Source organism: Micromonospora sp. WMMD1219, from assembly GCF_049315215.1.
In the GTDB taxonomy this organism is placed as follows: Bacteria; Actinomycetota; Actinomycetes; order Mycobacteriales; family Micromonosporaceae; genus Micromonospora; species Micromonospora tulbaghiae.
Window position 1 is genome coordinate 6,271,616 of sequence record NZ_CP186057.1, and the last position, 22,109, is coordinate 6,293,724.

The 22,109-nt window shown below is 72.8% G+C and carries 19 protein-coding genes; 12 read left to right on the forward strand and 7 right to left on the reverse strand.

Translation table 11 applies throughout. The annotated features are described in order from the left end of the window. Positions 1-42 precede the first annotated feature (42 nt). Both ACN27C_RS29330 and ACN27C_RS29335 read left to right on the forward strand, forming a co-directional pair. Positions 43-2,547 carry a DEAD/DEAH box helicase gene (locus ACN27C_RS29330; RefSeq protein WP_121686345.1) on the forward strand — a complete coding sequence of 835 codons (2,505 nt, stop codon included), beginning with the start codon at positions 43-45 and terminating at the stop codon, positions 2,545-2,547. A gap of 119 nt (positions 2,548-2,666) precedes the next feature. Further along, positions 2,667-3,314 carry a hypothetical protein gene (locus ACN27C_RS29335; RefSeq protein WP_422749447.1) on the forward strand — a complete coding sequence of 216 codons (648 nt, stop codon included), beginning with the start codon at positions 2,667-2,669 and terminating at the stop codon, positions 3,312-3,314. Positions 3,315-3,447: 133 nt separating this feature from the next. On the opposite strand, the gene ACN27C_RS29340 is transcribed toward ACN27C_RS29335, so the two are convergent. Next, on the reverse strand, positions 3,448-4,098 hold the full coding sequence (locus ACN27C_RS29340) for a response regulator (protein WP_120570648.1): 651 nt from the start codon (positions 4,096-4,098) through the stop codon (positions 3,448-3,450). Between the two features lie 65 nt (positions 4,099-4,163). Here ACN27C_RS29340 and ACN27C_RS29345 point away from each other — a divergent pair, with 65 nt between their 5' ends. The 4 genes from ACN27C_RS29345 to ACN27C_RS29360 all read left to right on the forward strand — a co-directional run bounded on the left by ACN27C_RS29345 (position 4,164) and on the right by ACN27C_RS29360 (position 7,376). Further along, positions 4,164-4,907: a sensor histidine kinase gene (locus tag ACN27C_RS29345; RefSeq protein WP_120570649.1), complete on the forward strand. Its 744-nt coding sequence runs from the start codon at positions 4,164-4,166 to the stop codon at positions 4,905-4,907. A gap of 15 nt (positions 4,908-4,922) precedes the next feature. Next, entirely contained in the window at positions 4,923-5,792 is an 870-nt protein-coding gene (locus tag ACN27C_RS29350) for a manganese catalase family protein (protein ID WP_358172943.1), read from the forward strand. Between the two features lie 67 nt (positions 5,793-5,859). Beyond that, positions 5,860-6,051 carry a hypothetical protein gene (locus ACN27C_RS29355; RefSeq protein ID WP_422749450.1) on the forward strand — a complete coding sequence of 64 codons (192 nt, stop codon included), beginning with the start codon at positions 5,860-5,862 and terminating at the stop codon, positions 6,049-6,051. Between the two features lie 65 nt (positions 6,052-6,116). After that, positions 6,117-7,376 carry an Nramp family divalent metal transporter gene (locus ACN27C_RS29360; RefSeq protein ID WP_422749451.1) on the forward strand — a complete coding sequence of 420 codons (1,260 nt, stop codon included), beginning with the start codon at positions 6,117-6,119 and terminating at the stop codon, positions 7,374-7,376. A gap of 55 nt (positions 7,377-7,431) precedes the next feature. Here ACN27C_RS29360 and ACN27C_RS29365 read toward each other — a convergent pair whose 3' ends face one another. From ACN27C_RS29365 to ACN27C_RS29380, 4 genes are all read right to left on the reverse strand, one after another. Next, a complete protein-coding gene (locus tag ACN27C_RS29365) occupies positions 7,432-8,376 on the reverse strand; it encodes an ABC transporter substrate-binding protein (RefSeq protein ID WP_121686630.1) in 945 nt (314 codons plus the stop codon). A 32-nt stretch (positions 8,377-8,408) separates the two neighbouring features. Beyond that, a complete protein-coding gene (locus tag ACN27C_RS29370) occupies positions 8,409-9,296 on the reverse strand; it encodes an ABC transporter ATP-binding protein (protein WP_422749454.1) in 888 nt (295 codons plus the stop codon). Further along, positions 9,293-10,285 carry a FecCD family ABC transporter permease gene (locus tag ACN27C_RS29375; RefSeq protein WP_422749456.1) on the reverse strand — a complete coding sequence of 331 codons (993 nt, stop codon included), beginning with the start codon at positions 10,283-10,285 and terminating at the stop codon, positions 9,293-9,295. The genes ACN27C_RS29370 and ACN27C_RS29375 overlap by 4 nt, the downstream gene beginning before the upstream one ends. Positions 10,286-10,425: 140 nt before the next feature. After that, complete coding sequence (locus ACN27C_RS29380; RefSeq protein ID WP_422749458.1) at positions 10,426-11,472, reverse strand: FecCD family ABC transporter permease; 1,047 nt, start codon at positions 11,470-11,472, stop codon at positions 10,426-10,428. A gap of 119 nt (positions 11,473-11,591) precedes the next feature. Between ACN27C_RS29380 and ACN27C_RS29385 the strand changes: the two genes are divergently transcribed. Next, a complete protein-coding gene (locus ACN27C_RS29385; protein WP_357828056.1) occupies positions 11,592-12,524 on the forward strand; it encodes a MerR family transcriptional regulator in 933 nt (310 codons plus the stop codon). A gap of 4 nt (positions 12,525-12,528) precedes the next feature. Continuing rightward, positions 12,529-12,888 (forward strand): YciI family protein, encoded by a 360-nt coding sequence (locus ACN27C_RS29390; protein WP_013285335.1) that lies wholly within the window; start codon positions 12,529-12,531, stop codon positions 12,886-12,888. A 6-nt stretch (positions 12,889-12,894) separates the two neighbouring features. Here ACN27C_RS29390 and ACN27C_RS29395 read toward each other — a convergent pair whose 3' ends face one another. Continuing rightward, positions 12,895-13,362 carry a cytidine deaminase family protein gene (locus ACN27C_RS29395; protein WP_258544964.1) on the reverse strand — a complete coding sequence of 156 codons (468 nt, stop codon included), beginning with the start codon at positions 13,360-13,362 and terminating at the stop codon, positions 12,895-12,897. Positions 13,363-13,509: 147 nt separating this feature from the next. Between ACN27C_RS29395 and hrpA the strand changes: the two genes are divergently transcribed. Continuing rightward, complete coding sequence (gene hrpA, locus ACN27C_RS29400) at positions 13,510-17,505, forward strand: ATP-dependent RNA helicase HrpA (RefSeq protein WP_422749461.1); 3,996 nt, start codon at positions 13,510-13,512, stop codon at positions 17,503-17,505. Between the two features lie 123 nt (positions 17,506-17,628). On the opposite strand, the gene ACN27C_RS29405 is transcribed toward hrpA, so the two are convergent. Then, entirely contained in the window at positions 17,629-18,558 is a 930-nt protein-coding gene (locus ACN27C_RS29405; RefSeq protein ID WP_120570661.1) for a LysR family transcriptional regulator, read from the reverse strand. A 35-nt stretch (positions 18,559-18,593) separates the two neighbouring features. On the opposite strand from ACN27C_RS29405, the gene ACN27C_RS29410 reads away from it, so the two are divergent. The 3 genes from ACN27C_RS29410 to ACN27C_RS29420 are packed head-to-tail and all read left to right on the forward strand — an operon-like array spanning position 18,594 to position 22,013. Next, positions 18,594-19,325, forward strand: coding sequence for a succinate dehydrogenase cytochrome b subunit (locus ACN27C_RS29410; protein ID WP_199733105.1), 732 nt, complete (start codon positions 18,594-18,596; stop codon positions 19,323-19,325). Between the two features lies 1 nt (position 19,326). Further along, complete coding sequence (locus ACN27C_RS29415) at positions 19,327-21,264, forward strand: fumarate reductase/succinate dehydrogenase flavoprotein subunit (protein ID WP_120570662.1); 1,938 nt, start codon at positions 19,327-19,329, stop codon at positions 21,262-21,264. Beyond that, the gene (locus ACN27C_RS29420) at positions 21,261-22,013 is read left to right on the forward strand and encodes a succinate dehydrogenase/fumarate reductase iron-sulfur subunit (RefSeq protein WP_030499798.1); all 753 of its coding nucleotides are present in this window, start codon (positions 21,261-21,263) and stop codon (positions 22,011-22,013) included. Before ACN27C_RS29415 ends, ACN27C_RS29420 begins: the two co-directional genes overlap by 4 nt. The last annotated feature ends 96 nt before the right edge of the window (positions 22,014-22,109 follow it).

The window sequence follows — 22,109 nt, forward strand, 5'->3', positions numbered from 1 at the left end:
GTTGGCGCGGCGCGGTGTGATCCAGGCACGATGGGAGCCGCCATGACTCTCACCGCCGCGCTGCCGAAGACCGCCGACCCCGACACCCTCTACGACGCGTTCGCCTCCTGGGCGTCCGAGCGCGGCCTGGACCTCTATCCCCACCAGGAGGAGGCGGTCATCGAGATCGTCTCCGGCGCGAACGTGATCATGAATACGCCGACCGGCTCGGGCAAGAGCCTGGTGGCGATCGCGGCGCACTTCGCGGCGCTGGCCGACGACCGGACGACCTTCTACACCGCGCCGATCAAGGCGCTGGTCTCGGAGAAGTTCTTCGCGCTGTGCGAGGTCTTCGGCGCGGAGAACGTCGGCATGCTCACCGGCGACGCCAGCGTCAACGCGGACGCGCCGATCATCTGCTGCACCGCGGAGATCCTGGCCAACCTGGCGCTGCGCGAGGGCCGCCGCGCCGACGTCGGCCAGGTGATCATGGACGAGTTCCACTTCTACGCCGAGCCGGACCGCGGCTGGGCCTGGCAGGTGCCGCTGATCGAGCTGCCGCAGGCCCAGTTCGTGCTGATGTCCGCCACGCTCGGCGACACCACCCGCTTCGTCGACGACCTGACCCGGCGTACCGGGCGGCCGACCGCCGTCGTCCGCTCGGCCGAGCGGCCGGTCCCGCTCCTCTTCTCGTACGCGACCACGCCGCTGCACGAGACGCTGGAGGAGCTGCTGGAGACCAAGCAGGCCCCGGTGTACGTCGTGCACTTCACCCAGGCCGCCGCGCTGGAACGCGCACAGGCGCTGATGAGCGTGAACGTCTGCACCCGCGCCGAGAAGGACATGATCGCCCAGGCGATCGGCAACTTCCGGTTCACCTCGGGCTTCGGCAAGACGCTGTCCCGGTTGGTGCGGCACGGCATCGGCGTGCACCACGCGGGCATGCTCCCGAAGTACCGCCGCCTGGTCGAGACGCTCGCCCAAGCCGGCCTGCTCAAGGTCATCTGCGGTACGGACACGCTCGGCGTCGGCATCAACGTGCCGATCCGTACCGTGCTGTTCACCGGTCTGAGCAAGTACGACGGCACCCGTACCCGGCTGCTCAAGGCCCGCGAGTTCCACCAGATCGCCGGCCGGGCCGGGCGGGCCGGGTTCGACACGCTGGGCCGGGTCGTGGTGCAGGCCCCCGAGCACGTGATCGAGAACGAGAAGGCGCTCGCCAAGGCCGGTGACGACCCGAAGAAGCGCCGCAAGGTGGTGAAGAAGAAGCCGCCGGAGGGCTCGATCGGCTGGGGCGAGCCGACGTTCCAGCGCCTGGTCGAGGCCGAGCCGGAGCCGCTCACGTCCAGCTTCCAGGTCAGCCACTCGATGCTGCTCAACGTGATCGGCCGCCCCGGCGACGCGTTCGCCTCGATGCGGCACCTGCTCACCGACAACCACGAGGACCCGGCCGCGCAGCGCCGGCACATCCGCCGGGCCATCGCCATCTACCGCGCGCTGCGCGCCGGCGGCGTGGTCGAGGAGCTGCCCGAGCCGGACGAGACCGGCCGCCGGGTACGCCTCACCGTCGACCTCCAGCTCGACTTCGCGCTCAACCAGCCGCTGTCGCCGCTGGCGCTGGCCACCGTCGAACTGCTCGACCGGGAGTCCCCGTCGTACGCGCTCGACGTGCTCAGCGTGATCGAGTCGATCCTGGACGACCCGCGCCAGGTGCTGTCCGCGCAGCAGTTCAAGGCCCGCGGCGAGGCGGTCGCCGCGATGAAGGCCGAAGGCATCGAGTACGAGGCACGCCTCGAACTGCTCGACGACGTGACCTGGCCCAAGCCCCTGGCCGAGCTGCTGGAGTCCGCGTACGAGATGTACCGGCAGGGCCACCCCTGGGTCGCCGACCACCAGCTCTCCCCGAAGTCCGTGGTCCGGGACATGTACGAGCGGGCCATGACGTTCCCCGAGTACGTCCAGTTCTACGGGCTGTCCCGGTCCGAGGGGCTGGTGCTGCGCTACCTCGCCGACGCGTACAAGACGCTGCGGCAGACGGTCCCCGAGGATGCCAAGACCGAGGAGCTGGTCGACCTCATCGAGTGGCTGGGCGAGCTGGTCCGCCAGGTCGACTCCAGCCTGATCGACGAGTGGGAGCGGCTGCGCAACCCGTCCGACGTGGCCGAGGTGGCCGCGTCGCTGGACGACCGGCCGCCGGCGGTGACCCGCAACGCGCGGGCGTTCCGGGTGCTGGTGCGCAACGCGATGTTCCGCCGCGTCGAGCTGGCCGCGCTGCGGCGCTGGGACCTGCTCGGCGAGCTGGACGCCGGCGACGGCTGGAACGCCGACGCCTGGGCCGACGCGCTGGAGCCGTACTTCGAGGCGTACGACTCGATCGGGGTGGGCCCGGACGCGCGCGGGCCGGCGCTGCTGATGATCGAGCAGGGCCGCGACAGGTGGACCGTCCGGCAGATCCTGGACGACCCGGACGGCGACCACGACTGGGGCATCAGCGCCGAGATCGACCTCGCCGCCTCCGACGAGACAGGTGCGGCGGCGGTCCGGATCACCGACGTCGGCCAGCTCTAGGACTACGCGAAAAAGGGCCGCCCGGGATGTCCGGGCGGCCCTTTTCGTGCCCTGGGCGATGTCAGACCCGTCGATTAGAATGTATGTACTAATCGAGCTGCTGACCTGGGAGGATGCTCGTGACTGCGCCCACCTCCGCGACCCCTGTCACCCCCTACGCCACCCTCCTCGGATTCACCCGGTACGTCGACCGCACCGGCCCCACCAAGGCCACCTTCGTCGGCGGGCTACGCCGGCAGCGGGCAAGCCGGCACGGCTTCAACCCGCACGGCCAGTTCGTCAAGGCGCTCAAGGCCGACGTCGCGTTCCACACCGGCGGCACGCACCTCGCGCAGGTCGCCGACGCGGTCAAGCCCCGCTGGCGGCCGCTCTACGAGGCGCTCGTGCCGGGCGCGACCCGCTGGCTGCACTCGCTCGGCGAGCCGGCCGGCGTCGACCTGGCCCAGACCCGCGACGCCCTGGCCATGCTGGGTGACCTGCCCGTCAAGATCAACCCCCAGTTCGGCGTCCGGTACGCCGACGGCCGGGCCGAGGCGATCCGGCTGCACTTCGACGAGGCGCCGCCGAGCGAGGAGGCCACGCTCGCCACGCTGCACCTGATGGCCCGGCACATGGACGCGGTGCTGCCGCACGCCGAGCCGGTCCTGGTCGACGTGCGCCGCGGCGAGGCACACCGGATGCCCGCCGACGTCAAGCCCGAGCAGATCGAGCAGTGGCTGGCCGGCGAGGCGGCCGCGTTCCGGGCCATCTGGTCCACAGCCGCCTGACCGGCTCACCACCGCCCGACCGAACGGCCGTCCCGCTCCCCCGGGGCGGCCGTTCGCCGTCCGGGCCGGCCGCCGCAGGGTGACCCGGCCCGGACCGCGCCGCAGAGTGACCCGGCCGTGGCGCGTCCGCGCCTCACCGGTCGGAGCGCTCGTCCAGCAGCCCGGCCCGCCCGGCCAGCGCGGCGGCCTCCACCCGGTTGGTCACCCGCAGCTTGCGCAGCAGGGAGGCGGTCATCCGCTTCACCGTCCGTTCCGAGGTGTGCATCCGCTCGGCGATCGTCACGGTGGCCTCTCCGGTCGCGATCGCCCGCAGCAGCCGGCGCTCCTCGTCGTCGAGGTTGAGCCCGGGTGACCGGGCGGGCCCGACCAGCCGTCGCAGCAGCGCGCCCGGCAGCACCGCCCAGCCGTCCAGCACGGCGAGCAGTGGAGGCAGCAGATCCTCCGGCTCGCTGGTCTTGGGCAGGTAGCCCTCGGCGCCGCAGCGCAGCGCCTCCACGGCCGGCACCGGGTCGTCCGAGCCGGACATGGCGAGGACGCGTACCCGGGGACTGGCGCGGCGGATGGCGGCGATCGCCCGGAGGCCGCCGGGCGGCGGCATGTGCAGGTCCACGACCGCGAGATCGGGTGCACAGCGGGCGACGAGCGCGGCGGCCCCGGCCGCGTCGGTGGTGGAGCCGACGACCCGGGCCCGGCCGTCGGTGGTGGCGGACAGCAGCAGCTCCAGGCCGCGGACGAACAGCGCATGGTCGTCCACCACCGCGAGCCGGACGGTGCCGTCCCCCATGTCGGCTTTCCTCCTTCCCCTTCAGGTTAGTGGCATATGCGAGTAACCGTCGGGAACAACCCGGCATGGCTGTGGAGTCCATGACCCCGTGGGGCCGCCCGGACGACCGCGACGAGTCGCTGTCGATCCGGATGCTCTGCCACGAGCTGCGGACACCGGTGCGGGCGCTGGCGGCCCTCACCCGGGCGCTCGCCGAGCAGCCGGCGCTGACCACGCCGGACCGGCGGGCCATCGCGGCGCTGGCGCACGAGCACGCCGTACACCTGGGTGCCCTGCTGGACGACCTCGGCGGGCCCGGCGGCCCCGGCGAGCCGGAACCACCCCGCCGCGTCCCCCTGGCCGCCGTGGTGCGCGCCGTGACGGCCGGGGCCGGTCCCGGCGTGCGCGCGCGGATCGGCCGGACCGCCGCCGGCCTGCCCGTGCCCGAGCAGCACGTCCGGCAGATCCTCACCAACCTGGTGGACAACGCGCGGTGCCACGGCCCGGCCGGCGACGAGGTCGTCGTCCGCGCCGCGGCGCGCGGTTCCACGCTGACGCTGTCGGTCCTCGACCGCGGCGGCCCCTGTCCCACGCTGCGCGCGGCGCTGGCCCGGCCCGCCCCGTCGGCCACCGGGCACGGCCTCGGGCTGTGGATCGTGCGGCGCCTGGTCGATACCTACGGCGGGACGGTGGGCGCCCGCCGTCCACGCGGCGGCGGGCTGGCGGTGGACGTCCGGCTGCCGGTCCCGGTGCGGCCTGTCCCGTCCGGGACACGGGTCGGCCCCGGCGGGCCGCCGCAGCGGGCACCCGGGAGAGGACAGCATCGGTGAACCGGAGGAGACGACATGTTCACGCACATGAAGGACCTGCAGTTCGAGGCCAAGCCGGACGGGCCGGACGCCGCGTTCGCCCGCCGCCTCCAGGAGGTCCTCGGCGGCAAGTGGGGTGAGATGACAGTCGCCAACCAGTACCTGTTCCAGGGCTGGAACTGCCGGCTGCCCGGCAAGTACAAGGACCTGCTGCTCGACGTCGGCACCGAGGAGATGGGCCACGTCGAGATGATCGCCACGATGATCACCCGGCTGCTGGAGAACGCGCCGCTGTCGCTGGAGGAGGCCGCCGAGGAGAACCCGATGGTCGGCGCGATCTACGGCGGGTCCAACCCGGCGCACTTCATCCACGGCGGCGGCGGGGCCCTGGCGGTCGACAGCGCCGGCGTGCCGTGGAACGGCAACTTCATCACCGCCAGCGGCAACCTGATGGCGGACTTCCACCTGAACGTCACCGCCGAGGCCCAGGGCCGGCTCCAGGTGGCCCGCCTGTTCAACATGACCGACGACCCCGGCGTCAAGCAGATGCTGCGCTTCCTGCTGGCCCGCGACACCATGCACCAGAACATGTGGATGGCGGCCATCGAGCAGCTCAAGTCCGACGGCCTGGAGGAGATGCCGGTGCCGGACGCCTTCCCCGACTCGCCGGAGTTCACCGAGGAGTTCAGCTACACGTACCTGGACTTCTCCCCCGGCCGCGACGCCGCCGAGGGCCGGTGGGCCTCCGGTCCGACGCCGGACGGCAAGGGCGAGTTCCGCTACGACAGCAGCCCGCGCGCGCACGCCCCCGAGCCGGTGCTCGCCCCGGGCGACCCGCGCCTGTACGGCACCAACCCGGGGATGGCCGGCAAGGTCGCCAACACCGTCAAGAGCAAGCTCACCTGACCGCGCCCGCGCCGGGCCGCCCGCGCGGGCGGCCCGGCGCCCGCACCGCACCCGTCCGGGAGTCGTCATGTCCACGTCCAACCGCATCAGGACGGCCGTCCTCGCCCTGCTCACGCTCGTCTCGGTGGGCGCCGGCCTGGCCCTGCCCGCCGTCCTCGCGCTGGCCGCCCTCACCGCGCTGGTCCCGTTCGCGGACGCGCTGGAGCGCGGTCCGGCACCGGCCGCCCACCGGGCGACCGCCCGGCACGAACCCGCCTGACCCGCCCCTGCCCGCCCCCGCCGTCCGTCGTCTGTCATCCCGTCGTCCGTCGTCGAGGAGCACCAGTGGTAACCAACGACTCGCCAGTCCTGCCCCCGCTACGGACCGCCCACGCCCCGCGCCCGGTCCGGGGACGCCTCATCCTGCTCGGGCCGGCGTTCGTGGCGGCGGTCGCCTACGTCGACCCCGGCAACTTCGCCACCAACTCCACCGCCGGGGCACAGTACGGGTACCTGCTGGTCTGGGTGGTGGTGGCGGCCAACCTGGCCGCCATGCTGGTGCAGACGCTCACCGCCAAACTCGGCCTGGCCACCGGGCGCAGCCTGCCCGAACTGTGCCGGGAACACCTGCCCCGGCCGCTCAACCGGGTCATGTGGGCGCAGGCCGAACTGGTCGCCATGGCCACCGATCTGGCCGAGGTGATCGGCGGGGCGGTCGCGCTGTACCTGCTGTTCGGCGTCCCGCTGCTGCCCGGCGGCCTGATCATCGGCGCCGCCTCGTTCGCCATCCTGGCGCTGCGCGCCAGGGGTTTCCGGTCGTTCGAGATCGCCATCGCGGTGCTGCTCGGCGTGATCGTGCTGGCGTTCGCGGTCAACCTGGTCAGCGCACAACCGGACGTGTCCGACGCCGCGGCCGGGCTGCTGCCCCGGATGCAGGGCACCGACAGCATGCTGCTCGCCGCCGGCATCCTGGGCGCGACGGTGATGCCGCACGTCATCTACGTGCACTCGGCGCTGACCCCGAACCGCCTGCCCGCCGAGGGCGAGACGCAGCGGCGGGTGGTCGCCAAGGGCCTGCGGATCGACGTGCTGATCGCGCTGGGCATCGCCGGCGCGGTCAACCTGGCCATGCTGCTCGTGGCCGCGAGCAGCTTCCACGGCACCTCGATCCCCGGCACCGACACCCTCGAAGGCGTGCACGCCGGGCTCGCCGCCACGCTCGGCGCGGCCGCTGCGGTCGGGTTCGCGGTCGCCCTGCTCCTGTCCGGTCTCGCCTCCACGAGCGTCGGCACGTACGCCGGCGAGATCATCATGCAGGGCTTCCTGCGCCGCCGGATCCCGCTGCTGGTACGCCGGATGATCACGCTGCTGCCCGCGCTGGCGGTGCTCGCGATCGGCGTCGACCCGACGCGGGCGCTGGTGCTGTCCCAGGTGGTACTGAGCTTCGGCATCCCGTTCGCGCTGATCCCGGTGGTGATGTTCACGCGCCGCCGGGATCTGATGGGCAGCCTGGTCAACCGCCGGGCCACCACCGCCGCCGCGGTGGCGATCACCGCGTTCGTGGTGGCGCTCAACGCGTTCCTGCTCTGGCAACTGGCCGCCTGAACACACCCGCGCCCGTCCGGCCGGCGACGGCGGGACGGGCGCGGGTGATCAGGGCTCAGGCGGCCAGGTACTTCTCCAGGTCGTCCAGGATCTTGTTGGCGGCGCCCACGCCGATGCCGGTCATCCAGATCTCGTCGGAGACCACGTGCGCCTTGCCGGCCTTGACCGCGGACAGGCCCTTCCACAACGTGCCGCCGGTGACCTTCGCCTGCTCGGCGGCGGCCTTCTCGCCGTACGCGGTCACGAACACCACGTCGCCGTCGGCCTCGGCGATGCGCTCCGGGCTGACCCGGTCCATCCGCTTGTCCTCCTTGCCGGCGAGCATCTGCCGCTCGGGGCGGCCCAGGCCGGTGTCGCCGACGACGATGCCGGAGAACGAGTCCGGGCCGTACAAGCGGATCTCGGTCGGCATGAAGCGCACGATGGAGACCTTGCGGGACGAGGCGTCACCGAGCTTCGCGCCGAAGTCCTCCGCCCGCTTCTCGTACTCGGCCAGCAGGTCCTTGGCCTGCTGCTCCTTGCCCAGCGCCGCGCCGTCGAGGAGGAAGTTCTCCTTCCAGGTGACGCCGACCTTCTCGGTGAACACGGTCGGGGCGATCTTGGCCAGCTCGTCGTAGAACTTCTCCTGGCGGAACTTGCTGCCCAGGATCAGGTCCGGGTTGAGCGCGTTGATCGCCTCCAGGTCCGGCTCGGTGAGCACGCCGACCTCGGTGATGCCGGCGAGCTTGTCCGCGCCGAAGTAGGTGGGCCAGCTCTTCGCCTCACCGGCGGTCGCCGCGCCGACCGGGGTGACGCCCAGCGACAGCGCGGTGTCGATCTTGTCGGTGTCGAGCACGACCACGCGCTTCGGCTCGACGGGCACCTTCGTGGTGCCCATGGCATGGGTGATCTCCCGGGTCTCCCCGGTGCCGGTGCCGGCGACGGGGTCGCTCTCCCCACATGCGGTGAGGCCGACGCCGAGAGCGAGGGCGGCGGTGAGTGCGACGGCGAGACGACGCATCAGGTTCCTTTCGGTGGTGCGGGCCGGCGCGCTCAGGCGTCGCCGACGGGGGCGCCGGCCGGGGCCGGCGTGACGGCCGGAACGGCCGAGGTCTGGGTGGGGCCGGCCGGGGCGGGCGCGGTCCGGGTGGACCCGGTCTGGGTGAGGGCGGGCACCACGAGCGGGGCGCCGCTGACCGGGCAGGGCACCACCACGCAGTCGAGCCCGAACACGTCGCGGACCAGGTCCGCGGTGAGGATCTCGCGCGGCTTGCCGGCGGCCACCACAGCGCCGTCGCGCATGGCGATCAGGTGGCCGGCGTACCGGGCCGCCTGGTTGAGGTCGTGCAGCACGGCCACCACCGTGCGGCCGCGTTCGGCGCGCAGCCGGTGCAGCAGGTCCAGCACCTCGACCTGGTGGGCCAGGTCGAGGAACGTGGTCGGCTCGTCCAGCAGCAGCGCGTCGGTGTCCTGGGCCAGCGTCATCGCGATCCACACCCGCTGGCGCTGCCCGCCGGAGAGCGTGTCCACGGCACGGTCGGCGAGCGCGCCGACGTCGGCCAGCCGCATGGCCTCCTCGACCGCCCGCCCGTCCTCGGCCGACCACTGCCGCCACCACCGCTGGTAGGGCTGGCGCCCGCGCCCGACCAGGTCGGCCACGGTGATCCCTTCAGGCACCAGCGGGCTCTGCGGCAGGACGCCGAGCCGCCGGGCCACGTCCCGGGTCGGCAGGTCGCGGATCGCCGCGCCGTCGAGCAGCACCGCGCCGCGCCGGGGCGTGAGCAACCGGGCCATCGTGCGCAGCAGCGTCGACTTGCCGCAGGCGTTCGGGCCGACGATCACGGTGAACGTGTCGGCCGGCAGGTCGAGGTCGAGTCCGTCCAGCACGGTGCGGCCCTCGTAGCCGACGACCAGGTCGCGGGTGGACAGCAGCGCGGTCACGACCGCCTCCCTCGGGTGCGCAGCAGCACGTAGATCAGGTACGGTCCGCCGATCGCGGCTGTGAGCACGCCGGCCGGCAGTTGGGTCGGCGCCAGCAGCCGGCGGGCGCCCAGGTCGGCGAGGACCAGCAGCAACGCGCCCAGCAGCGCGGCGCACAGCAGCGGCGGACGCTCGGCGCGGACCAGCCGGCGGGCCACCTGCGGGGCCACCAGCGCGACGAAGTCGACGGCGCCGACCTGGGCGGTGACCATGGCGGCGGCCAGCACACCCGTCCCGGCCAGGCCGATCCGGCGGGCCACCGGCCGCAGGCCGATCCCGCGCGCGGTGTCGTCGTCGAGCGTGCTGCTGCGCAGCGCCCACCCGGCCCAGAGCAGCACCGGCAGCAGGACGGCGAGCGTGCCGGCGATCCAGGCCGCCTCGCTCCACCCCTTGCCGGCGAGCGTGCCGATCAGCCAGATCTGGGCGCGCAGCCCGTCGATCGGGTCGGCGGTCAGCATGACCACCTCGATCAGCGCCCGGAACGCGAACGCCACCGCCACGCCGGCCAGCACGAACCGCTGGGCGGCGAGGCCGTGCCGGGCGCCGAGCGCGAACACCACCACCGCGGCGGCCAGGCCGCCGAGCAGCGCCGCCGGCGCCACGAGCACCGCCGCCGCGCCGCTGGTCAGTGCGATCGTCGCGGCCAGCCCGGCGCCCTGGGTGACGCCGATGACGTCGGGGCTGGCCAGCGGGTTGCGGGCCACGCTCTGGATCAGTGTGCCGGCCACGCCGAAGGCCGCGCCGGCCACCGCCGCGAGGACCGCGCGAGGCAGTCTCAGGTCGCGCACCACGAGGTCGTACGGGGTGCCCGCGCCGGAGAGCGACCGCACCACGTCGACGGGGGCGACGTACGGCGTACCCAGCGACAGACTGATCACCACCGCAGCGCACAGCAGCACGAAAAGCACGGACGCCACCACGACCGGCCGCCACCGGAACGGCACCACCACCGCCCCGACCGTGAGCACACCACGCCCGCGCCGCCGCGTCCCACGTCGTTGATCTTGCACTTCGGGCCCTCCGGGTGCCCGGAATGTCCCTTCGGCCGGGGCGGCGAGTGCAAGATCGCGGGAGTGGGGGGCGGGGCGGGTCATGTCGTTACCGTCTTGGCTCGGTGGACCAGGAAGGCCAGGAGGGGCGCGCCGAGCAGAGCCGTGATGATGCCGGCGGGGATCTCGCCGGGCGGGGCGACCAGGCGGCCGGCCACGTCGGCCGTGAGCAGCAACGCGGGGCCGAGCAGCGCGGCGACCAGGAGCGTCCACCGCTGGTCCGCGCCGACGAGCGCCCGGGCCAGGTGCGGCACCGCCAGCCCGACGAAGGCGATCGGCCCGGCGGCGGCCACCGCCGCGCCGGTGAGCAGCACGCCACCGGCCCCGGCGGCGATCCGGACCAGCGCGACCCGGTGCCCGAGCCCCCGGGCCACGTCGTCGCCGAGGGCGAGCGCGTCCAGGCCGCGGGCGGCGAGCGCGGCCAGCAGCACCCCGGCCACCACGAACGGCAGCACCTGCCCGGCCACGCCGACGTCGCGGCCGGTCAGCCCGCCGACCACCCAGAAGCGGTACTCCTCGAACGTGCGGGCGTCGATGCTGAGCAGCGCGTACACGATGGCGCCGAGACCGGCGTCGAGGGCCGCGCCGACGAGCGCGAGAGTGACCGGGCTGGCGCCCTCGCGGGCGCGGTTGGCGACGGCGAACACGAGCAGCCCGGCGAGCAGCGCGCCCGCGATGCCGAACCAGACGTACCCGGCGAGCGTGCCCACGCCGAACACGGCGATGGCCAGCACCACGCCGAACGACGCGCCGGCGCTGACGCCGAGGATGCGCGGCTCGGCCAGCGGGTTGCGGGTCACCGCCTGGAACAGCACCCCGGCCAGCGCCAGCGCCAGGCCGACGACCAGCCCGAGGGCGGTACGCGGCAGCCGCATGTCCCGGACCACAGTGGTGGCGTCGCCGCCGTCCGGGGACACCAGCGCGCGCCACACCTGGTCGACGGGGAGGTGCCGGCTGCCGAGCGCCAGGCTGGCCAGCAGCGCCAGCAGGAGCAGGAGTGCCGCCGCCACGGTGACCGCGACGCGGCGTACGGTGCCGCGGCGGACGGGAGCCCCGGCCCGCGCGGGCCGGACGGCGACGGTGGTCACGAGGGATCTTGGCCTTCCAGTTAGGTGCGCCTTACCTTAACTGACCTGCTAAGGCGTACCTAAGCGGGCGCTGTCGATGGGGTTGCGCCTCCACCGGGGGGAGGCGCGATGGTGGGCACATGGACGGTGCGGAGCGCTACTCGATCGGTGACCTGGCCCGGCGGACCGGGCTGCCGGTGAAGACCATCCGGTTCTGGTCCGACCGCGGCATCGTGCCGCCCACCGACCGGGGACCGGCCGGCCACCGCCGCTACGACGCGGCCGCGGTGGCCCGGCTCGACCTGGTACGGACGTTGCGCGAGCTGGGCGTGGACCTGCCCACAGTGCGCCGGGTGGTGACCCGGGAGGTCACCCTGGCCGAGGTCGCCTCGGCGCACGCGGACGCGCTGACCGCGCAGATCCGGCTGCTGCGGTCGCGCCGCGCGGTGCTCACGGTGATCGCCCGGCGCGGGGCCGGCCCGTCCGAGGCCGACCTGCTGCACCGGCTGGCCGGCCTGGCCGCGCGGGAACGACGGCGACTGGTCGACGAGTTCCTCGACGCGGCGTTCGGCGGCCTGACCGATCCGGGGTTCGCGGGCATCCGCCGGTCGCTCACACCCGAACTGCCGGACGATCCGGACGACGCCCAGGTCGAGGCGTGGGTGGAGCTGGCCGAGCTGGCTCAGGATCCGGAGTTCCGGGCCGGGCTGCGCCGGCTGGCCGAGCAGCACGAGGCGGACCGGGCCGGCGCCGAGGGCGTACGCCGGGACGTGGTCGCCGTGGTCCGGGAGGAGGTGACCCCGGCGCTGGCCGCCGGTGTCGAGCCGGCCTCGCCCGGGGCCGACGCCGTCCTGGCCCGGGCAGCGGACCGGTACGCACGGCTCTGTGGCCGGCCGGACGACGCCGGCCTGCGCCGGCGGATGCTGGACCGGTTGCGGACCGCGCGCGACCCTCGCCGGGAGCGGTACCTGGAACTGCTCTCCGTGGTCAACGGCTGGCCACCGCCCGAGAGCCTGGCCCCGGTGCTGGACTGGTCGATCCGGGCACTGCACGCCCGGCAGCCCCTAGCCTGAGGACATGCGATTCGACAGGCACACGGTGGTGCTCCTGGTCCGCCCGGACGACGCGCCGGACCTGCCGCAGGACGCCCTCGACCGGATCCAGGACGCCCACCTGGCGCACCAGGCCGGGCTGGTGGAGCAGGGCGCCGTGCTCGCGGCCGGGCCGTTCCTGGACGGCGACGACGGGCGTGTCCGCGGTTTCGTGGTGCTGTCGGTGGACCCGCAGATGGCCCGTGAGCTGTACGCGAACGACCCGGCGGTCCGCGCGGGCCGGCTGGTCGCGCAGGTCAGCAGCTGGATGGTGCCGGAGGGCCAGGTCCGCTTCGAGCAGGTGCCGGTCCCCCGCTCGATGCTGGAGGCGGCGGCAGGCGACTGAGGCGGCTCAGTCCTCCGGCGCCTGCCGGCTGCCCGGCACCACCGGCGTCGGCCACACCCCGGCTCGGGCGGCCACCGGCACCTCGACCTGCTGGTCGGACCAGACGTACGTCTCGGGCAGCAGGTCGGCGATCGGGATCGCGCGCAGCCCGTCGGGCGGGCCGACGATCACCTTGATCGACGGGAAGTAGTCGAGCAGCACCTGGCGGCAGCGCCCGCACGGGGGCAGGACGCCCCGGCCCCGGTCCCCCACCGCGACGATGGCCTCCAGTTCACCGGCGCCCTGGGTCGCGGCGGCCCCGAGAGCCACCACCTCGGCGCACGGGCCGCCGGTGAAGTGGTAGACGTTCACCCCGCTGAACACCCGCCCGTCGGTGCTGCGTACGGCGGCGGCGACGGTGTGGTTGTCGCTGCGGCAGCGCAGCTTCGCCACGGCGGTGGCGGCCTGCACGAGCGCCCGGTCGGTGTCCCGCATGATCATCCCCGCCCCTCGTCGGCCTCGTCCGTCGGCCTCGTCGGCGGCAACTTTATCCGGCGCGGACGGCCCGGCCAGGGAGGGCACGCCCGGCGCCCGGTAACCCGGGGGCGGTCCGCCGCGCGGCTGCCTATCCTTGGCGACGACATGCAGAATCCAGCCGTACCCGCCGCCCCTGAGACCGCCCGCGACCTGCACCGCCGCCTCGCCCCCCTGATGTTCCGCGACCAGCGGCGGCTCCAGCGGCGGCTCGACGGCGTGCGCAAGCTGCGCGACCCGCAGCGGCGGGAGGTGGCGCTGGCCGAGATCGGGGCCGAGGTCGCCCGGGCCGAGGCGCGGCTGGCGTCGCGCCGCGCAGCAGTGCCGGCGATCACCTATCCGCCGCAGTTGCCGGTCAGCGAGCGCAAGGACGACATCGCCGCCGCGATCCGCGACCACCAGGTGGTGATCGTGGCCGGCGAGACCGGCTCCGGGAAGACCACCCAGCTCCCCAAGATCTGCCTGGAGCTGGGGCGCGGCATCACCGGCCTGATCGGGCACACCCAGCCCCGCCGGCTGGCGGCCCGCACGGTCGCCGACCGGATCGCCGACGAACTCGGCACCGAGCTGGGCGACGTGGTCGGCTACAAGGTGCGCTTCACCGACCAGGTGGGCGACAACAGCCTGGTCAAGCTGATGACCGACGGCATTCTGCTGGCCGAGTTGCAGACCGACCGGATGCTGCGGCAGTACGACACGCTGATCATCGACGAGGCGCACGAGCGCAGCCTCAACATCGACTTCATCCTCGGGTACCTGAAGCAGCTCCTGCCCCGCCGGCCCGACCTCAAGGTGGTCATCACGTCGGCGACCATCGAAACCGACCGGTTCGCGAAGCACTTCGCCGACGCCGACGGCAACCCGGCGCCAGTGGTCGAGGTGTCCGGGCGCACGTACCCGGTGGAGGTCCGCTACCGGCCGCTGGTCGAGGTCACCGAGGCCGAGGAGGAGGACGAGGCCGACGAGGAGAACGTCCGGGACCAGATCCAGGCGATCGGCGACGCGGTCGAGGAGCTGGCCGCCGAGGGGCCGGGTGACATCCTGGTGTTCCTCAGCGGCGAGCGGGAGATCCGCGACACCGCCGACGCGCTGGGCAAGCTGGTCCAGAAGAAGCGCGCCCTGCTCGGCACCGAGATCCTGCCGCTGTACGCCCGGCTCTCCACCGCCGAGCAGCACCGGGTCTTCGCCGCGCACAGCAACCGCCGGGTGGTGCTGGCCACGAACGTCGCGGAGACCTCGCTGACTGTGCCCGGCATCAAGTACGTGGTGGACCCGGGCACCGCCCGGATCTCCCGCTACTCCAGCCGGCTCAAGGTGCAGCGGCTGCCGATCGAGCCGGTCTCGCAGGCCAGCGCCAACCAGCGCAAGGGCCGCTGCGGGCGCACCTCGGACGGCATCTGCATCCGCCTCTACGACGAGCAGGACTTCATCTCCCGCCCCGAGTTCACCGACCCGGAGATCCTGCGGACCAACCTGGCCTCGGTCATTCTCCAGATGACGTCGATCGGGCTCGGCGACGTCGCGGCGTTCCCGTTCATCGACCCACCGGACCGGCGCAACGTCGCCGACGGCGTCAACCTGCTGCACGAGCTAGGCGCGCTCGACCCGGCCGAGACCGACCCGGCGAAGCGGCTGACCGCCCTGGGACGGCGGCTGGCCCAGCTCCCGGTCGACCCCCGGCTGGCCCGGATGGTCCTCGAAGGCGAGCGCAACGGCTGCGCCACCGAGGTGGTGGTGATCGCCGCCGCGCTGTCCATCCAGGATCCGCGCGAACGCCCGGCCGACAAGCAGGCCCAGGCCGACCAGGCACACGCCCGGTTCGCCGACAAGGAGTCGGACTTCGTCGCGTACCTGAACCTGTGGCGCTACCTGCGGGAGAAACAGCGGGAACTGTCGTCCAGCGCGTTCCGCCGCATGTGCAAGGCCGAATACCTCAACTACCTCCGGGTACGCGAGTGGCAGGACATCGTCAGCCAGTTGCGCCAGGTCTTGCGTACCTCCGACAAGGGTGAGGGCCGGCGGGGCGCCGGCGCCGACCTGCCGGAGGAGATCGACACCCCGAAGGTGCACCAGTCGCTGCTGCCCGGCCTGCTGTCGCACCTCGGCCTCAAGGACGCGCAGAAGCACGAATACCTCGGCGCGCGGGGCGCGAAGTTCGGCATCTTCCCCGGGTCGGCGTTGTTCAAGAAGCCGCCGCGCTGGGTGATGGCCGCCGAGCTGGTGGAGACGTCCCGGCTGTGGGGCCGGGTGGCCGGGCGGGTCGAACCGGAGTGGGTCGAGCCGCTGGCCCAGCACCTGGTCAAGCGCAGCTACAGCGAGCCGCACTGGGAGAAGAAGCAGGCCGCGGTGATGGCCTACGAGAAGGTCACGCTGTACGGCATCCCGCTGGTCACCTCGCGGAAGGTGAACTTCGGGCGGATCGACGCAGGTCTGAGCCGGGAGCTGTTCATCCGGCACGCCCTGGTGGAGGGCGACTGGCAGACCCACCACCAGTTCTGGCGGGACAACCAGAAGCTGCTGACCGAGATCGAGGAGCTGGAGAACCGGGCCCGGCGCCGCGACATCCTGGTCGACGACGAGACCATCTTCGCCTTCTACGACCAGCGGATCCCCGCCGACGTGGTCTCCGGCCGGCACTTCGACTCGTGGTGGAAGAGGACCCGCCGGGAGCAGCCGGACCTGCTCACGTTCACCCGCGAACTGCTCGTCAACGACGGCCGCGGCGGGGTGGACGAGGAGGACTACCCGGACGAGTGGCGGGCCGACGGCGTGACGCTGCCGCTGACGTACACGTTCGACCCGACCGCGCCCACCGACGGCGTGACTGTGGACATCCCGCTGCCGCTGCTCAACCAGGTGCCGGCGGAGAGCTTCGACTGGCAGGTGCCGGGGCTGCGCGAGGAACTGGTGATCGCGCTGATCCGGTCACTGCCCAAGCCGGTACGGCGCAACTTCGTGCCGGTGCCCGACTACGCCCGCGCCGCGCTCGCCGCGATCACCCCGGGCGAGGAGCCGCTGCTCGCCGCGCTGACCCGGCAGTTGCGGCGGATGACCGGCGTGACCGTACCGGCGGACGCGTGGGACCTGAGCCGGCTGCCGCCGCACCTGCGGGTCACGTTCCGGGTGCTCGGCGACGACGACAAGCCGGTCGCCGAGGGCAAGGACCTGCCCGCGCTGCAACGCGAGCTGCGCCAGGAGGTACGCCAGGTCGTGGCCGCCGCCGCGCCGGACGTGGCCCGTACCGGGCTGACCGAGTGGTCGATCGGCACCCTGCCGCGCACCATCGAGCAGGTACGCGCCGGCTTCGCGGTGACCGCGTACCCGGCGCTGGTGGACGAGGGCGCGACGGTCGGGGTGAAGGTGTTCGACTCCGCCGCCGAGCAGGAGGCCGCGCACTGGGCGGGCACCCGGCGGCTGCTGCGGCTGACGACGCCGTCACCGGCGAAGTTCCTCCAGGGGCGGCTGAGCAACGAGGCGAAACTGGCGCTGTCGCGCAACCCGCACGGCAGCGTGCCGGAGCTGATCGAGGACGCGGCCGGGGCGGCGATCGACAAGCTGATCGGCGACGCGGGCGGCCCGGCCTGGGACGCGGAGGGCTTCGCCGCGCTGCGCGACAAGGTGCGCGCCGACCTGGTGGACACGGTCGTCGAGGTGATGGAGCGGGTGCGTCGGGTGCTCGCTTCCGCGTACGCGGTGGAGCAGCGGCTCGGCGCCACCCGGAACCTCGCCGTGGTGGCCGCGCTGGCCGACATCCGCAACCAGCTCACCGGCCTGGTGCACAAGGGTTTCGTCACCGAGACGGGGTACGCGCGGCTGCCCGACGTGCTGCGCTACCTGACCGCGATCGAGCGGCGGCTGGACCGGCTGCCGGGCAACCCGCAGCGGGACAAGTCTCAGCAGGACCGGGTCGCCGCGGTGCAGAAGGAGTACCAGGACATGCTGGCCGCGCTGCCCCCGCCGAGGCGCGCGACCCCGGCGGCGCGCCAGATCCGCTGGATGATCGAGGAGCTGCGGGTGAACGTCTTCGCCCAGGCCCTGGGAACCCCCTACCCGGTGTCGGAGCAGCGCATCTACCGAGCCATGGACGACGCCGAGGGCCGCTGACCCCTGCGCGCCGATCTTGCACTTGGCGCCCCCGGGCAGGGGCATTCGCCCCTTTCGCCGGGGCCGAAAGTGCAAGATCAACGGGGAGGCGGGGCGGCGGGGCGGCGGGGCGGCGGGGCGGGGCTATAACGGCTCCACGCCTGGGGGGAGGGCGGCGGTGGCGGTGGCGTCGTGGACGTACTCCAGGAGGATGCGGCGCAGCTCGCGCCCGGCGTGGGTGGGCACCACGTCGCGGCGGCGGGCCACCGCGATGGTCCGGCGGACGCCGGGCGGCACGAGCCGGGTGACCCGGATGCCGGGGCGGCGGGCCACCACGATGCCCGGCACCAGCGCGACGCCGAGCCCGGCCTCGACGAAGCTGAGCACCGCGTCCATCTCCCCACCGTCGACCGACAGAGTCGGCTCGAACCCTGCTGCCCGGCACGCCTGGAGCGTGGCGTCGCGCAGGTCGTAGCCCTCGCGGAACATGACGAGCGGCTGGTCGCGCAGGTCGGTGATGCGCAGTTCCCCGGTGGCCGAGGCGCCGGGCAGCGGGTCGACCGAGGCGACCACCAGGCTCTCGCGCAGGATCGGGTCGGCGCGCAGCCCCGGGTCGGTGCCGGCCGACGGCATGATGATCAGGGCGAGGTCCAGGTCGCCGCGGAGCAGGTCCCGGACGAGATCCTGCGAGCCGCCCTCCTCCACGCGCAGGTCGACAGTGGGGTGCGCGTCGCGGAACCGGCGCAGCACCGGCGGGGCGAGCGAGGTGGCCAGGCTGGGCGTGGCGCCGAGCCGGACCCGGCCGCGGCGCAGCCCCACCAGCTCCTGCACCTCGCGGGTGGCGGTCTCCACGTCGGCGAGGATCCGCTTGGCCAGCGGCAGCAGCACCTCGCCGGCCGCGGTGAGTGTGATGTTGCCCCTTACCCGCTCGAACAGCGGGGCCCCCAGGTCGGTCTCCAGGGCGTGAATTTGCTTACTCAACGAGGGCTGGGTTATGCCGACAAGATCGGCTGCCTGGGTGAAATGTCGTACTTCGGCGACCGCTACGAAGTACCGAAGCTGATGGAGCTGCATCTACATAGCTTACGGCTATCAACACTGCGATTTCGATGCATTGGACGCCTGATCGAAGTGCTCCTAGCGTCGACCGCGTGGTAATCACGAAAACTCGGTCGCCCATCCGCTCGAACGTCGGCCTCAAGGCCGTCATGGCGGTGACGGGCATCATCCTTGTGCTGTTCCTGATCCTGCACATGCTCGGGAACCTGAAGATCTTCACGGGCGAGACCTCGTTCGACCACTACGCGCACTGGCTGCGCGACATCGGCACGCCGCTGCTGCCGACGACGTGGTTCCTGTGGATCCAGCGCACGGTGCTCACCCTGGCCGTCCTGGGGCACATCGGCGCGGCCACCATGCTCGCGATGCGGTCCCGGGCCGCCCGGCCGGTGAAGTACGCGCACCGCCGCAAGATCCACGTGAACTACGCGGCCCGCACGATGCGCTGGGGTGGTGTGATCATCCTGCTCTTCGTGATCTACCACATCCTGGACCTGACCACGGGTCACCTGAACCCGCAGGGCGACCCGTCGAACCCGTACGGCAACGTCGTCGCGGACTTCGCGCCGGAGCGCTGGTACGTCACGCTCTTCTACACCCTCGCGCTGGTGACCCTCGGCTTCCACCTGCGCCACGGCGCCTTCAGCGCGTTCCGCAGCCTCGGCCAGCAGACGCCCAAGGGCGAGCGCCGGGCCCGGATCGCCGCACTCGTCTTCGCCGTCGCGCTCGTCGGCGGCTACCTGCTGGTCCCGTTCGCCGTGATCACCGGATTGGTGGCCTGACATGGATCTCTACACCGAGGGCGACCCGATCGCCGACACCCGGGCCCCGGACGGCCCGATCGAGACGCGGTGGGAGCGCCACCGCTTCGAGATGAAGCTGGTCAACCCGGCCAACCGCCGGAAGATGACGGTGATCGTGGTCGGCACCGGCCTGGCCGGCGGCTCCGCCGCCGCCACGCTGGCCGAGCAGGGCTACCGGGTGAAGTCCTACTGCTACCAGGACAGCCCGCGCCGGGCCCACTCGATCGCCGCGCAGGGTGGCATCAACGCCGCCAAGAACTACCGCAACGACGGCGACTCCGTGCACCGCCTGTTCTACGACACGGTCAAGGGCGGCGACTTCCGCTCCCGCGAGTCGAACGTGCACCGGCTGGCCGAGGTGTCCGTCAACATCATCGACCAGTGTGTGGCCCAGGGCGTGCCGTTCGCCCGCGAGTACGGCGGCCTGCTGGACACCCGTTCCTTCGGCGGCGCCCAGGTGCAGCGCACCTTCTACGCCCGGGGCCAGACGGGCCAGCAGCTGCTGCTCGGCGCGTACCAGGCCCTGGAGCGGCAGATCGGCCTGGGCAACGTGGAGATGAACGCCCGCCACGAGATGCTCGAACTGGTCCTCGTCGACGGCCGGGCGCGCGGCATCGTGGTCCGTGACATGGTCACCGGCGAGATCAGCACCGAGATGGCCGACGCGGTCGTGCTCGCCTCCGGCGGCTACGGCAACGTCTTCTACCTCTCCACGAACGCCAAGGGCTGCAACGTCACCGCCTCCTGGCGGGCGCACCGCAAGGGCGCGTACTTCGCCAACCCCTGCTACACGCAGATCCACCCGACCTGCATCCCGGTCTCCGGCGACCACCAGTCGAAGCTGACCCTGATGAGCGAGTCGCTGCGCAACGACGGCCGGGTGTGGGTGCCCAAGGCCAAGGGCGACCAGCGCAGCCCGCGGGAGATCCCCGAGGACGAGCGGGACTACTACCTGGAGCGGATCTACCCGTCCTTCGGCAACCTGGTCCCCCGCGACATCGCCTCCCGCGCCGCGAAGAACGTGTGCGACTCCGGACGCGGCGTCGGCCCGACCGGCCTCGGCGTCTACCTGGACTTCGCCGACGCGATCAACCGGCTCGGCCGCAAGGCCATCGAGGCCAAGTACGGCAACCTGTTCGAGATGTACGAGCGGATCACCGGCGAGGACCCGTACGAGGTGCCGATGCGGATCTACCCCGCCGTGCACTACACGATGGGCGGCCTCTGGGTCGACTACGACCTCCAGTCGAGCATCCCCGGCCTGTTCGTGATCGGTGAGGCCAACTTCTCCGACCACGGCGCGAACCGGCTCGGCGCCTCGGCGCTGATGCAGGGCCTGGCCGACGGCTACTTCGTGCTGCCGAACACGCTCGCCAACTACCTGGCCTCCTCCGGCCCGCTGGACAAGGTCGACGCCAGCCACCCCGATGCGGTCGCGGCGCGTACCGAGGTCGAGGACCGGATCAAGCGGCTGCTGGCGATCAACGGCGACCGCACCGTGGACTCGTTCCATCGCGAGCTGGGCCAGATCATGTGGGAGCACTGCGGCATGGAGCGCTCCGAGGCCGGGCTGCGCAAGGCGATCGACGAGATCCGCGCGCTGCGCGAGCAGTTCTGGCAGCGGGTGCGCGTCCCGGGCGACGGCGAGGGGCTCAACCAGTCGCTGGAGAAGGCCGGCCGGGTGGCCGACTTCTTCGAGCTGGCCGAGCTGATGTGCATCGACGCCCTGCACCGCGAGGAGTCCTGCGGCGGCCACTTCCGGGCCGAGCACCAGACGCCCGACGGCGAGGCGCAGCGCGACGACGACCGGTTCGCCTACGTGGCGGCCTGGGAATACACCGGAACCGGTGAGCCCGTGCTGCACAAGGAAGACCTGACCTTCGAATACGTCCACCCCACGCAGCGGAGCTACAAGTGAACCTGACCCTGCGCATCTGGCGCCAGCACGGCCCCGAGGACAAGGGTCGGATGGTGACCTACCCGGTGCAGGACGTGTCCCCGGACATGTCCTTCCTGGAGATGCTCGACGTGCTCAACGAGCGGCTGATCCTCGACGGCGAGGAGCCGGTCGCGTTCGACCACGACTGCCGCGAGGGCATCTGCGGCATGTGCAGCCTCATGATCAACGGTGAGGCGCACGGCCCGCAGCGCGGCACCACCGCCTGCCAGCTGCACATGCGGCAGTTCTCCGACGGCGACACGATCGACATCGAGCCCTGGCGGGCCCGCGCCTTCCCGGTCGTCAAGGACCTGGTGGTCAACCGCAACGCCTTCGACCAGATCATCGCCGCCGGCGGCTACGTCACCGCGCCGACCGGCAGCGCCCCGGAGGCGCACTCGGTGCCGGTGCCGAAGGCCGACGCGGACGCCGCGTTCGAGTCGGCGGCCTGCATCGGCTGCGGCGCCTGCGTGGCGGCCTGCCCGAACGGCTCCGGCATGCTGTTCACCGCCGCGAAGATCACCCAGCTCTCGCTGCTGCCGCAGGGCCAGCCGGAGCGCTACACCCGGGTGATCGGCATGGTCGACGCGCACGACGAGGCCGGCTTCGGCGGCTGCACCAACATCGGCGAGTGCGCGGCGGCCTGCCCGAAGGGCATCCCGCTGAACACCATCGGCCGGCTCAACCGGGACTACCTGAAGGCGACGGCCAAGCGCGCCGGCTCCTGACCGGACACGGCCCGACCCACGCGACCGCCGCGTCCCGCATCCGCAGGGCGCGGCGGTCGCGCTCGCACGGGGGTACGCCCCGGCGATTGGTACGGT